9 protein-coding genes are annotated in these 12589 nt (G+C 72.9%); 1 reads left to right on the forward strand and 8 read right to left on the reverse strand.

Features of this window, described 5'->3' with window-relative positions; genetic code table 11:
* The 8 genes from CCN42_RS32550 to CCN42_RS32580 form a co-directional block, all read right to left on the reverse strand.
* Nucleotides 1-1848, reverse strand: a 1848-nt coding sequence (locus CCN42_RS32550) for an ABC transporter permease subunit (protein WP_107427680.1), incomplete at its 3' end; no start/stop codon positions are given.
* A 3-nt stretch (nt 1849-1851) separates the two neighbouring features.
* Entirely contained in the window at nt 1852-3360 is a 1509-nt protein-coding gene (locus CCN42_RS32555) for an ABC transporter substrate-binding protein (RefSeq protein WP_086740977.1), read from the reverse strand.
* Nucleotides 3361-3364: 4 nt separating this feature from the next.
* Entirely contained in the window at nt 3365-3841 is a 477-nt protein-coding gene (locus CCN42_RS32560; protein ID WP_422641222.1) for a GNAT family N-acetyltransferase, read from the reverse strand.
* 135 nt (nt 3842-3976) lie between these two features.
* Nucleotides 3977-6031, reverse strand: a complete 2055-nt coding sequence (locus CCN42_RS32565) for an Hsp70 family protein (protein WP_086740980.1) — start codon at nt 6029-6031, stop codon at nt 3977-3979.
* Nucleotides 6028-6840 (reverse strand): hypothetical protein, encoded by an 813-nt coding sequence (locus tag CCN42_RS32570; protein WP_143662093.1) that lies wholly within the window; start codon nt 6838-6840, stop codon nt 6028-6030. The genes CCN42_RS32565 and CCN42_RS32570 overlap by 4 nt, the downstream gene beginning before the upstream one ends.
* A complete protein-coding gene (locus CCN42_RS32575; protein ID WP_143662094.1) occupies nt 6840-8456 on the reverse strand; it encodes a hypothetical protein in 1617 nt (538 codons plus the stop codon). The genes CCN42_RS32570 and CCN42_RS32575 overlap by 1 nt, the downstream gene beginning before the upstream one ends.
* 304 nt (nt 8457-8760) lie before the next feature.
* Entirely contained in the window at nt 8761-8988 is a 228-nt protein-coding gene (locus tag CCN42_RS46380) for an Rv1352/Rv1906c domain-containing protein (RefSeq protein ID WP_483883545.1), read from the reverse strand.
* Entirely contained in the window at nt 8985-10211 is a 1227-nt protein-coding gene (locus CCN42_RS32580; protein WP_086740985.1) for a DNA sulfur modification protein DndB, read from the reverse strand. Before CCN42_RS32580 ends, CCN42_RS46380 begins: the two co-directional genes overlap by 4 nt.
* Nucleotides 10212-10361: 150 nt before the next feature.
* On the opposite strand from CCN42_RS32580, the gene CCN42_RS32585 reads away from it, so the two are divergent.
* Entirely contained in the window at nt 10362-12527 is a 2166-nt protein-coding gene (locus CCN42_RS32585; RefSeq protein WP_211294839.1) for an N-6 DNA methylase, read from the forward strand.
* Nucleotides 12528-12589: the final 62 nt, after the last annotated feature.

Genomic DNA, 12589 nt, shown 5'->3' on the forward strand with positions numbered 1-12589 from the left:
TGGGGCCTGCTGCTCGCCGAGAACCAGCCGTATGCCGAACGCGCTCCCTGGGCCGTCCTCGCGCCCGCCGCCGTCCTCGCCCTGCTCGGCGAGCAGCAGGCCCCACTCCGGGGACGGCGGCTGGGCGCCGAGGCCGAGGAAGGCGAGGGAGGCGAGGGCCAGGGCGATGCCGGGGAGCCGGAGCACGGCGTGCCGGGCGACGGGCGGCAGCACGGCGGGCAGCAGTTCGTGGCACAGCAGGTACCAGCGGCCGGCGCCGAGCGCGCGGGTGGCGGTGATGTGCAGCGCGGCGCGTTCCTGGCCCAGCAGGGCGGAGGTGTGCGCGGCGAGCGGCGCCCAGGCGACGGCACCGACGGCGAGCGCGGGGGTGGCCGGTCCGCGGCCGGCGACGGCGGTGACGAGGAGGGCGGCGAGTACGGGAGGTACGGCGTTGACGGTGTCGACGAGCGGCCCGGACAGCCGGGGCAGCAGCCCGAGCAGCACGCCGATCACCAGCGCGGCGGCGCTGAGGCCGAGGGCGAGGAGCAGCGTGTCGAGGGCGCCGTGGGCGATCCGGGCGAGCAGATCGCGGCCGAGGGGGTCGGTGCCGAGGGGGTGTGCCCAGGAGGGCGGCTGCAGACGGTCGACGGTGTCCAGGGCGAGGGGGTCGCGGGGCAGGCCGAGGACGATGACGACGGTGAGCGGTCCACCGTATGCGAACGGCAGGATCCGGTGGACGGACGACCATGGACCGTGGCCGGTCGACGGTGAACCGTGGCCGGTCGACCGTGAACTGCGGCCCGTCGACCCTGGACCGCGGCCCGTCGACCGTGAACTGCGGCCCGTCGACCGTGGACCGCGGACGGTCGACGAAGGTCCGTGGGCGGTCGGCCGTGGACCGTGGAGTGTCGGCATCGCGCCGTCGCGCCCCGCTGGCCCGGTCAGCAGACGGGCGACGGTATACGCCAGCCCGGTCGCGGCGGCGGCCAGGAGCAGCAGGGCGAGCGTGCCCGCCTGGAGGACGGGCAGGTCCTGGGCGAGGGCGGCCTGGAGGGTCGTACGGCCGAGGCCGGGGATGTCGAAGATCTGCTCGACGGCGACGGAGCCTCCGGTGAGGCCGACGACGAACAGTCCGGCGTTCGGCAGCAGCGCGGGCACGCACCGGCGCAGTGCCTGCCGGGTGATGCGCCGGCCCGGTAGACCGCGGGCGGCGGCGGCCGGCACCCAGGGTTCGGCGAAGGCGCCGGGCAGCAGGTCGTCGAGGAGCCGTCCGAGCACGGCTCCGGCGGGCAGGCCGAGGGCGAGGGCGGGCAGGACCGTGTACTGCGGGCCGTACCAGCCGAGCGCGGGCAGCCAGCCGAGTCGGACGCCGACGACGGTGGCGAGCAGGGACGCGGTGAGGAACTCGGGCAGCGCGGCGAGGAGGGCGGATCCGGTGCCGCCCGCGCGGCTCCCGCCGAGCCGCCGCCGGCTGCCGAGCCACAGGATGCGGGCGCACACCATCGCGGCCGTGCAGACCGCGACCAGCAGGGCCACCGCCGTCAGCAGCAGGGACACGCCGAGCGCCTGGAGCACAGCCGGGGTGACCGGGTCGCCGGAGATCCAGGAGCGTCCGGCGTCGCCGCGCGGCAGTCCGCCGAGCCACTGCCCGAGCAGGTGCAGCGGCCCGGTGTCCAGCCCCAGTTGGGCCCGGATGTCGGCCAGCACCTCGGGGGTGGGATCGCGGTCGGCGGAGCGGGCCTTGAGGACGGTCAGCGCGGGATCGGTGCGGGTCAGCCAGGGCAGGAGGCCGATCGCGCAGACCAGGGCGGCGGCGAGGACGGCCCGCCACAGCAGCGCGACCGTCCGGGTCCTGACGTCGTACGGCATGGGTCAGCGCCGCGTGCCGGGGCCGACGAGGGTGCGCTCGTACGGGTCGAGGAGCACCCCGCTGACGCCCTTGCCGACGCCCGTGATGACGCGCTGGTGGACCAGCGGGACGACGGCGTCGGTGCCGAGGATCCGTGCCTCGGCGGCCAATACGGCGTCCTGCCGCGCCGCCGGGTCGGCGACGGCCTCGGCCTTCTTAACGGCCCGGTCGACGGCCTGGTCGCACAGCCGGGCGATGTTGTAGCCGCCGTCGCAGGTGTGGTCGGAGGCGAGGACGGCGACGGGGTCGCCGGTGTCGACGAGGCTGTTGCGGGCGCCGACGAAGGCGTCGAACCTCCCGGCGAGGGCGTCGCCCTCCAGCCGCGAGTATTCGCGGACCTCCAGCTTCACCGTGAACCCGGCCTTCTCCAGCTGCCGCTTCAGCACCTGGGCGGTCTCGGGCAGTTCGGGCCGGTTGTCGTAGGTGGCGAGGGTGATGGAGGTGCCCTCGGGGTCGGTTGCCCTCGCCCTCCCGACAGGTTGCTTCCGCCTGCCCTCGGCCCAGGTGACGGCGGGCCCGTGGATACCGGCGCCCGGGTCGGCGTGCCCCTCGTACACCCCGTCGGCGAGCGCGCCGGTGTCGACGGCGGCACGGGCGGCGGCCCGCAGCGCGGGATCCGTGAACGGCCCCTTCTCGGTGTTGAGCAGCAGGCTGGTGGTACGGGTGGTCGCGGTCTCGCGCCGGATGTCCGGGGTGAGGGAGGCGGCCTGGGCGACGGGGATCGCCTCGGCGAGGTCGACCTGCCCGGTGCGCAGGGCGGCGGCGCGGGCGGAGCCGTCGGCGATGAACCGGGCGTCGATGCCGGAGGCCTGGGCCCGGCCGCCCCAGTAATCGCCGAAGCGGGCCAGACTCGCGGAGTTGCTGCCGTTGACCTTCGCCAGCTCGAACGGTCCGGTGGCCGTGCCGACCGGATCGACGCGGCCCTTCTCGCCGTAGGCCTGCGGGGAGAGGATCGCGAGGCTCGGACTGGCGAGCCGCAGCGGAAGCACGGGATCGGGCTCGCCGGTGGTGATCCGTACGGCCCGGCTGCCGTCGGCCTCGGCGGTGAGGGTGACACCGGAGAGGGCCGCCGGGGCGGGCCTGGCCTCGGTGGCGTGGGCGAGGGAGGCGGCGACGGCGGCCGGGGACACGTCCGTGCCGTCCTGGAAGCGCGCCTCGCGCAGGGTGAACACCCAGGTGCGGTCGTTCGCGCGCTGCCAGGACGCGGCGAGCGCGGGGGCCGCGGCACCGTTGCCGTCCAGCGCGGTCAGGCCCTCGGTGACACCGAGGCGGCTGAGGATCGTCGCGTCGGCGCCGTACGGGGAGAGGTTCTCGGCGGGCGGGAAGGCGAGGGCGACGCGCAGGCGGGCGCCGCCCTGCCCCGCACCGGAACCGCCGCCGCTGTCGGCGGAGGCGAAGCACCCGGCGAGCATCGGGGCGGCGAGAAGACCGGCAAGCAGCCGGAAGCGACGGGACGAACTGGCGCTGCGCATCGGGCTACCGCCCCATCGGTATCTCGAAGTGGATGATCCCCTGCCCGCCGCCGGCGTCCTCGCGCTCGTCGCGCACGACCTTGCCGAGCGAGCGCCAGAAACCCTCCGCGCCCGGCACGGACGGATCGGTGTGCAGATAGACGGAGCGGTAACCCCCGTCGGCCTCGGCGAAGGCCAGCAGCTCCGCGACGAGCCGCCGCGCCAGCCCGCGCCTGCGGTGCTCGGGGCGCACGTACACACGGCGCAGCTGCGCCGTCGTACCGGACGGGAAGCGCTCGGCGACCTCGCGCGGGTTCGGCGGGTGCGCGGGACCGCACGCGTCCAGCGCGGCGGTCGCGACCACGTCCCCGCGCTCCGGCTCCACCGCCACCAGCAGGGTGTGACGAGCGGGGGTCAGGTAGGCGGCCGCCGGATCGATGATGTCCCCGTGCCAGCGCGGCACGTATCCGGTGCCGAAGTCGCGGTAGACGGTGTCGAGCATCACCGCCCGGGCGGCGTCGAGGTCTTCCGGGCGGGCCGGCCTGATGCTGCAGTCACGCGATTGCACTTGCACATCATATGCAACAAGGGGAAGTGGTGATGGGGACGGGGTGCTGTAGTGCCCCCGTCCCGTCGCCTAGACGAAGACCCAATCACGCTCCACTCGGGCCAGCTTCACGAACCGTCCCTTCTCCCCCAGCCAGGGGTGGGGCGTGCGGAACCGCGTCATGTTGTCCATGGACACGACCAGGGCGTCGAGCTGCTGTGCCACGTTCAGGACGGCCTGCGGGGAGGCGGAGGGAACGGTCACGATGAGTCCCTCGTCGATCGCCCGATCCACCAGATGGCGTTCGTCGTACTCGACGGCGTCCACCAGATCCGTCCCGATCACGGTCACGACATGGTGATCGGGGAAGCGGCGCCTGATCGCCGTGAGGGCCGAACCCAGCAGTCGCATGCTGGGGGCGCGCGGCGAGGCAGCGGTGCGCCCTGCCGTCATGATGCCGCGGCCGTCGACGACCAGGGCGGGAGAGCCGGCGTTCGCCGGTTCCTCCGCCGCATGCGCCTCAAGTGATACGGCCTCCTCGGAGGACGGCGGAGGGACGGCGACCGGCACGGCTGGTTCGTCGATGCGCCGGAGCAGCCGTTGCAGCTCCCTGTCGAGGCCGTGGGCGATCGGCGTGCCGTCGGGTCCGAAGCAGTCGAGCTCCTCGTCGAGGATGACGGTGTCGCTGTGCCTGGCTTTGGCGTGGACCTTGAGGATGCCGCTGCGGTCGTAGTGGTAGTCGACATCGAACACGTTGCTCGACGGGTCACCGTTCGGCTGGGGCACCGGGAGTTCCAGCCGGGCGAGCGGAAACGTCCGCTCGTCGTCCGCGGCTCGTTCCCCGTCGCCCTCGACGATCTCCAGCACCACCTTCGAGGCCCCGCGCACCGCGGGCATGGCACTGCGCGTGCCTCGTGCCGGAAGCGTCGAGTAGCGCGGAATCAACGTGGCGAACCCACGTCGACCGCCCGCCTCGAAAGACAGGCCGAGGTCGTGACTCGTTGCGACCGAGATGGTGGTGTCGGGAACGAGGCCGTCGATCTCGGCGGCCGTGATGGCCGCTCCGCGCGCGACGGCGGTCATCGGCTTGCACAGCCGCGCGTCCACCACCTCGCGCCCCAGGGCCCGCTCGACCTCCCTGCGTACCAGCGGGATCTGCGAGGTGCCACCGATCATCAGGACGGCGTCGACGTCGGCGGCGGTGAGCCCCACGTCCTGCAGGCACTCCTCCAGAGGAATGAGAGCGCGGCGCACCAGCGGCTGCACCGCCTGCTCGAACTCCTGCCGGTGGATGACCACAGGAGCGTGGCCTCCGAGCGGCTCGAAGAGCACCTGATCCGTGTCCGGCTGCGACAACGCGATCTTCGTCAGCTCCACATGACGCCGCCAGCGGCGGGCCTCCTGCCGCGTCAGGCGCTCGGGGTGAGTGCCGAGCTTGGCGAGCACCAGCTTCACCAGTTCCTCGTCGAACTCCAGCCCGCCCAGGGCGGTGATACCGCGCGACGCCATCTCGTCGAAGATGCCGTCGTAGTGCTCGAGGACGGTGACGTCGATCGTGCCGCCGCCCCAGTCGAAGACGAGGAACCGTCCCTCTCCCGGAAAGTCGTGGGCATAGCTGATCGCCGCGGCCGTCGGCTCGTTGATCAGCGCCTTCACCTTGATTCCGGCGAGCCGCGCCGCGGCCCGGGTGCGGTAGCGCGCGGCTCCGGTGGCGTTGGCCGGCACCGTGACCACCGCCTCTTCCATGTCCCGCAGGTTCCGGCGCACGCCGGCCCGCATCTGGTCGAAGAGCGCGGCGGCCACCACGGTGCTGCGGAACGGCTCGTCACCGAGCCAGACCTCGTGTTCCTCCGGAACCGTGCCCGCCTGGGTGAGGCCGTCCTCCTCCATGGCGCGCGGCCGGGAGGCGAGCATGCGCTTGACCGCGTCCTGCGGCTCCGCGGTGTCGCACTTGGCGGACCAGCCGAAGCACAGCGTCCGCTGGATGTCCCGCAGCGAGAGGACGGACGGGAACAGCTCGTCGAAGCCAGGCCTGTTCCACTCGGCGGGCAGCGCGGCGCTGTCCACCCGGACGACCTCGGTGGCGCTGCCGGTCCAGCGGGCGACCACGGAGTTGCTCGTGCCGAAGTCGATGCCGTACGTCATCGGTCGGCGCCCCCTTCGGAGTCACGGAGGGCGGGTTCGGACGGCACGCGTCTCATCTCCCCACGCTGGATGATCCGGCCGGACCGGCTGTCCGCGTAGGCCGGGGCGAGCACCTCGAAGGCGGTACTGCCCACATGTTCGGCCGGGTTGGTCAGGTTGAAGGCATCCGGGTCCGGGGTGGTGATCCGAGTGAGTCCGGAGCGGCGCATCTCTTGTTCCACTCGCAAGCGCACCGCGGAGATGTCGTCCGCCGTCTGCGCCGTGCGGTCGATCAGGGCCAACTGTGCCAGGTGCTCCTCGTGTACCCGTGTCGCGTTGAGCACCGCGGTGCGCAGGGCCTCGTCCACCGCGGCCTGGACGGCCTGTTGCACCAGCGTGCCCATCTTGCCCGCGGTCGACTGGGCGCCCGCGATGGCCGCGTCCAGTTCTGCGGTGAGTCGCCGGCCGACCTCCTGGGCCGCGCTCGCGCCGGCCTTCATCGCAGCGCGGTCCACTTTTGCCGCGATCTTGTCGCTCAGGATGCGGAACATCACTTCAGGGTCCGAGCGGGGATCGACCAGCGGGCCCGCCTCGCCGGCCGCGGCGGACGGATCCACGACGCTCTTGTCGACTACCTCCTCATCACGTGCTCGTGCCGGTCGCTGCGCGGTCGCCTGGGCCCGCTGTTGCCGCTGCGCCGGCGCATCGGTCGCAGCCTGGGAGCGGGAACGCCCTTTGCCGCTCCTGGCGGGCTTGCTGCGCACTCCCTCGAATTCCGGGATCCGTCGGGGGTCGGACGCCGGTTTGCGGGAGTTCTTGTTCGAAGGCATCAGTGGTCGTTCCTCAGTCTTGCGGCGCAACGGCCGATGATCTCCCGGGCCGCCGCGCCGGCGGTCCACGACTTCTCCTGCTCGGTACTGGGCTGCGTACGGCGTGCCATCGGCCGTGGACCGGGCTGGAGCAATTCACTGCGGTCGTCGGGCACCCAGAGGAACCGCTCGTTCAACGGGAGCTCGTAGAGCATTTCCGCTGCCTCGCCCAACCGCCGCGCCGTCTCGATGCGCCGGATGCGGTCCTTGGCACCATTGATGTACTCCAGTTGTTCCGCCGGTACTTGCCGGCGCAGGTCGCGCCAGCCCTGCCCCCACTCCGTCGAACCGTGCTCGACGCACAGGGCGAGGTAGGGATTGAGAACCTCACGAGGCTTGGACTTGAGTCTCAGGACCTGCAAGAGTTCGCTGAGGCAACGCATCCGGTGCCGTTGCCTTCCCTCCACTCCCCCGCGCTGCTTCCCGCCGCGCTTCAGCACGTCCTCCAGCAGACCGACCGCTTGGTCGAGCCGGTCCCGCTCGCCTGGACGTGCGAACAGAAACATCAAGTAGGCCTGCACGGCCCGCGCCTCCCGGTCCGCGTTGCCGGCGGCGCCCCGTGAATCCTGGTTCCGCAGGACCGCGGCCTGTTGCAGAGCGGCGCGCACCACGTGCTCGGTCTGTTCCGGCTCGCAGGCCATGGACCAGTGCATGTCGTCCAGCAGCCGGTAGAGGCGCCGGGTCCCGGCCCAGTAGTGGAAGGGCGTGACACCGGAGACGAGACGACCGTCGGGTACGCAGTCCTCCAGCAGGCCGAACAGTGTCCGGTCCCGGCCGAGACGACCGTCCACGGGTCCGCCCTGGCGGACGCGCCGGAGGGCCTGCACAAGGTCGGCAAGCTCCTGGGACAACTCCGCCGCGTGGACGGCAACCGCGTCGACCACGGAGACCTCTCCGGCGAGGAGGGCGGAGCGCACACTCCATTCGTCGTGCCGGCCGTCGACCGCTTCCACCCCGCCACCGGCCTCCAGGGTCCGGCGGCACGCCTCGTCGTGCCACTGCAGCGCCTCCACGTCGGCGTCGCCGAGACGACCGGGGTCCAGCCGCGCCGTCAGATACCTGACACGATTCCCCTCGCCGGGCCCCAACTGAGCCACCACCTCACGGCGGAGTGCTCCACGGTCGATCAGGTCGTCGACGACGGACAGCGGCAGCTGTTCCGCGATTCGCCCCCAGGCCGCGCTCGACAGCACCGCACATCCCTGCGCCTCGGCTGCCTCCAGGTGCAGCTGCCAGGCGTCGAGGGCGGCGGGGTCCGTCCGCGGTGCGGGCAGCCGCCCGGAACGGAGAGCTTCAGCGCGTGTACGGTCCTCATCGGTGAGGACGGGCAGCCCACCGGCCGCCAGGTCGAGGAGGTGCCCCATGGCGGCGAGCGGTTCCAGTCGGCCCAGCAGGCCGACGGCCTCGACGGCCACCGCCCGCAGCGGATCGGAAGATGCGACGGCCCGCGCCCGTAGACCCTCGAGGAGCGCGGGGCCGGCACCCAACTCCTGGATCACTCTGTCCAGTACGTGCGTGACGCGCACCGGCAGCCGCAGCGTCGGGGGAGCCTGTTCGGCCGCAGCCGGCGTGTTCACCGGCTCGGCCTGCAGATCGTCCCCGAACGCACGCCGCCGAGCTCGCAGCGGCGCGACGGCACCGCTCTCACGTGCCCGGCGACGCTGCTCCCGTCGCTCCCGTTCCGCACGCCTCAGCTCTTCGAGATCAGCCGAGGCAGCCGACTCTGTCGTCATCGGCTCATCCCTCCCCTTCCCGTGCCCGCCCGACCCTCCCCGATCGGCGCGTTCACGGTGATCGCCTGATGGTAAGGCAGGAAAACGGGGCCTTCGCACTCCTACGTCGTACGTCACCAGCGGAAGCGACGTGTGACGGTTGTACGGCTCAGCCGACCCGTTTCCACTCCTGGCACCGGTTGGTCTTGCAATACTCGCCCTGGTCAGGGGTCACGCGGCCCGGACCCTGGAGCCTGTTGTTCGCAATGATCGACTGGAACTCACCACTGGCGTTCTTGGCGCGCTCCCAGTAGCAGCAGCCCCACTCGTCCTCCGGTCCGGCGGTCTCGTAGGTCCCGGCCTTGATGTCCTCGCCGACCAGGTGGCCGGGGCTCAGAGACCGCGGATCTTCCGCCCCGTCTCGGTCGCCGGGTAGAGGATCGCGTCGGCGACCCGGCCGCCGGAGTCCTTCACGCCACCGCTGAAGTTGAGGCGTCCCGAGGTACCGGTCTTGGCGGCGACCCCGTCCCAGTACTTGGCCTCGCGCTCCCAGCGGATGCCGTCGAGGAGGCGGACCAGGTCGTCCGTGCGGAAGGCGGTCGCAGGGTCGGCCCACGGCATCGTGTGGTGAACGGCGATGCCGAGGCCGGCGAGGACGGCGGGCGCGGTGATGGCGCCGCGCTCGGCGAGGTCCCGGGCGTGGCGGGTGATCAACTGCCCGAGGATCGGCACGACCGCGGCCTCCACCTGCTCGGGCCGGTACCCGGCCGGCAGCTCGTCCTCGTGCACCGATTCGGCGGACCGCTGCAGACCGTTCCGCCCGTAGAGCGCGGTGACGACGAGGGCGCGCAGCGCGGAGAGCGTGACGACCTCGCGGTCGCTCGCCGACACCTGTCGCTTGCTGACGTTGACGAGCCGTGCGAAGGGGACCCGCTGCCCTTCCACATCGACCCGAGCCGAGTCGGCGACCAGGTGCGCGAGCCGCGTGCCGAAGTCACGCTGGTCCATCGACATGGCGAGGTTCTTGGCGACGGCCACACCCTGCACGTTGCGGTCGTAGAAGATCTGCCGCGCGTCGGCCGGAGCGAGGTCGATGTACAGCTCGTACGGCAGGCGGACCCGGGCGAGTTCCGGGTACGTCAGGCCGAACGCCTCGGGGCCGTCGTAGAGATCGTGCCAGGCGGTTGTCTGGGTCTCGCCGTCGATGGCGATGACCATCGTGCCGGGCGCGACGGTGAGGGTGCGCAGGCCGGTGCCGGGGACGAGTTCGTCGCTGAGCGCGGCGAGCGGCCCGGCGTGCCACAGGGTGATGGGCGGCGTGGACCAGGCGGCACCGAGCTCACCCTTGAGGCCGGCGGCGATGTACTCGGCGTACGGACCGACGTTCTTGCCCTTCTGCGAGGACTTCAGCGTGCGCTGCACGGTGGCCCGCAGCTCGGCGTGCCGGCGCACCAGGCCGGAGGCGGCCTTCAGCCTGCGCGGGTCCTCCTCGGCACGGGGCGAGGGCACGAGCTGGACGAGCGTCGGCACGGACATCGTTCCCACGACGGCGTCGGCGCGGAACGGCATGACGGTGAGCTGGGTTCCTTCGACGACGGCGGTCGGCATGGACAGGCGCATGGGACTCCCCCGGAGTTGCGGTGAGCAGCTTCCACCTGGAAGCAGAGACAGAGAACCACAGCAGTGAAAGCATCGTCAAACACGTTGACAGATTTGACGAGCGTTGTAGGTTGTTGACTGTTCGCTATCGAGAGGCCCAGGACTCCCGCCATGCCCCAGTCATCCGTCCAGGTGACCGCCGCCGAGATCTCCCGCATCGCAGGGGTCACGCGCGCCACGGTCAGCAACTGGCGCCGTCGGCACGGGGACTTCCCCGTGCCGTCCGGCGGCACGGAGAGCAGTCCGCTGTACGACCTGGAGTCCGTGCGCGCGTGGCTCACCTCGCGCGGTCACGCCACGGCGGCGAACCCGTCGGAAGAGCTCCGCACAGCCCTCCGCCTGCACGCGCAGAGCGGCGGCGGCACGTCGGAGGGCCTGCTTCTCCTCGTCCTCACGGCGGCGGGCCGCTCACCGAAGGAGCTGACGACCGCCACGAAGTTGCCGGACGCGGACCTCGCCGTCCGCGCACAGCAGGACGCGGCGTCCGCGGCCGACGCCGTGCCGGCCGCGGAGACCGTCCGCTTCGCGGCGGGCGACGCGGCGGTGCTGCGCTCGCTTTACGCGTGCGTACGCGACGAGGGCGGCCAGGCCGCGCTGAGCGTGCTGGCGGAACGGGAGCTGGAGGACAGCGCCGCGTCCGGCGCGTACCGGACCCCCGCGCCGCTGGCGGACCTGCTCGCCCGCCTGATCCCCGGCTCTCCCGCCCGCGTCCTGGACCCGGCCTGCGGCAGCGGCACCCTGCTGGCGGCCGCCGCCCGCCGGGGAGCGCGAGAGCTGTACGGCCAGGACACGCTTCCCGTGCAGGCCCGGCGCAGCGCCGTGAGCCTGATGCTGACGGCCCCGGCGGCCGTGGTCACCGTGCGCGCCGCCGACAGCCTCCGCGCGGACGCCTTCCCCGACCTCCTCGCCGACGCGGTGCTGTGCAACCCGCCGTACGGCGTCCGCGACTGGGGCCACGACGAGCTGGCGTACGACCCGCGCTGGGCGTACGGCGTCCCGCCGCGCGCGGAGTCGGAGCTGGCGTGGGTACAGCACGCACTCGCCCACCTGACACCCGGTGGCTATGCGGCCCTGCTCCTGCCGCCCGCCACGGCCGGCCGCGCGTCGGGGCGTCGCGTACGGGCGGAGCTGGTACGCAGCGGGGCCCTGCGCGCGGTGATCGCGCTGCCGGTCGGCGCCTCGGTACCGCTGCACGTCGGGCTCCAGGTGTGGGTGCTGCAACGGCCCGAGCCGGGCGGCCCCGAGCGCACGTCGGTGCTGTTCGTGGACACCGCGGAGTCCGGGCAGGACGGAACGGCGGTGACCGCGCGAATGAAGGGCGGGAGCCGGTCCGCGTCCCTGGACTGGGAGGCGATCATCACGCGTGCCCTGGATGCCTGGCGGGCGTTCACGGAGAGCCCGGACACGTTCGAGGGCGTACCTGGTGCCGCGCGCGCGGTCGGGGTGGTGGACCTGCTGGACGACGTGGTGGACCTGACCCCGGCGCGACTCGTAAGGGCGTCACGGGCGGACATCGACCCGACGGAACTGTCGGCCGAGGTCGACGCCACGCGCCGGAACCTGGTCAAGGCCGCGAAGTCCCTGGCACGGACGGCGGGCCACGAGGGTTGGAGCGCGGCAGGTGCCACGGCCCGCGAGTGGCGGACGGCGACGGCGTCCGACCTCGCGCGCGGTGGGGCGCTCACCCTGCTGCGGACCCAGCCGGAGGGTGCGCGGGGCCGCGCGGAAGGCGGGAGCGGGGGTCATCCTGACGCCCGGCCGGTGCTCACCGGCTCGGACATCGCCCGCGGGTCGGCCCCCACCGGCGATCCCACGGAGCTGCGCGGCGATACGGCGCCCGTGATCGCCGTCGGGGACGTCCTCGTCCGGGCGGTCGCGAGCGGGGACGGCCCGATGGCCCGGGCGGCGGGCAAGGAGGACGCCGGCGCGCTGCTGGGCCCCCACGTCCACCTCTTCCGGCCGGACCCGGCGCGCCTGGACGCCTGGTTCCTCGCCGGGTTCCTGGGGGCGGAGGAGAACATCGCCGGCGCGTCGACGGGCAGCACGGTCCTGACGGTCAGCCCGGGCCGGCTCCGTGTTCCCCTTCTCCCGCTGGAGGAGCAGCGGCGGTACGGGGAGGCGTTCCGGCACGTGCACGAGCTGCGGGCGGAGGCGCGGCGGGCGACACGGCAGGCGGAGGAGACGGCGCGGCTGCTGACGGTCGGACTGACCGGCGGACAGTTGCTGCCGACCCGGGACGCGGCCTCAGGTGCTCAGCGCGGCGATGTATCCCCCTAGGTCGTGTCCGCAAAGTCCCGTCGTCCGCCCGAAGGGCGGGCCCCGCGGCGTCTGGTGCGTGC

The sequence above is a fragment of the Streptomyces glaucescens genome, assembly GCF_002154375.1.
Taxonomy (GTDB): Bacteria; Actinomycetota; Actinomycetes; order Streptomycetales; family Streptomycetaceae; genus Streptomyces; species Streptomyces glaucescens.

Bases quoted from the DNA above. Each gene is read 5' to 3' on its own strand.
- CCN42_RS32580 (WP_086740985.1), bottom strand. From the start codon at position 10,211: ATGCGCCTGTCCATGCCGACCGCCGTCGTCGAAGGAACCCAGCTCACC.
- CCN42_RS32560 (WP_422641222.1), bottom strand. From the start codon at position 3,841: ATGCTCGACACCGTCTACCGCGACTTCGGCACCGGATACGTGCCGCGC.
- CCN42_RS32585 (WP_211294839.1), top strand. From the start codon at position 10,362: ATGCCCCAGTCATCCGTCCAGGTGACCGCCGCCGAGATCTCCCGCATC.
- CCN42_RS32570 (WP_143662093.1), bottom strand. From the start codon at position 6,840: ATGCCTTCGAACAAGAACTCCCGCAAACCGGCGTCCGACCCCCGACGG.
- CCN42_RS32555 (WP_086740977.1), bottom strand. From the start codon at position 3,360: ATGCGCAGCGCCAGTTCGTCCCGTCGCTTCCGGCTGCTTGCCGGTCTT.
- CCN42_RS32565 (WP_086740980.1), bottom strand. From the start codon at position 6,031: ATGACGTACGGCATCGACTTCGGCACGAGCAACTCCGTGGTCGCCCGC.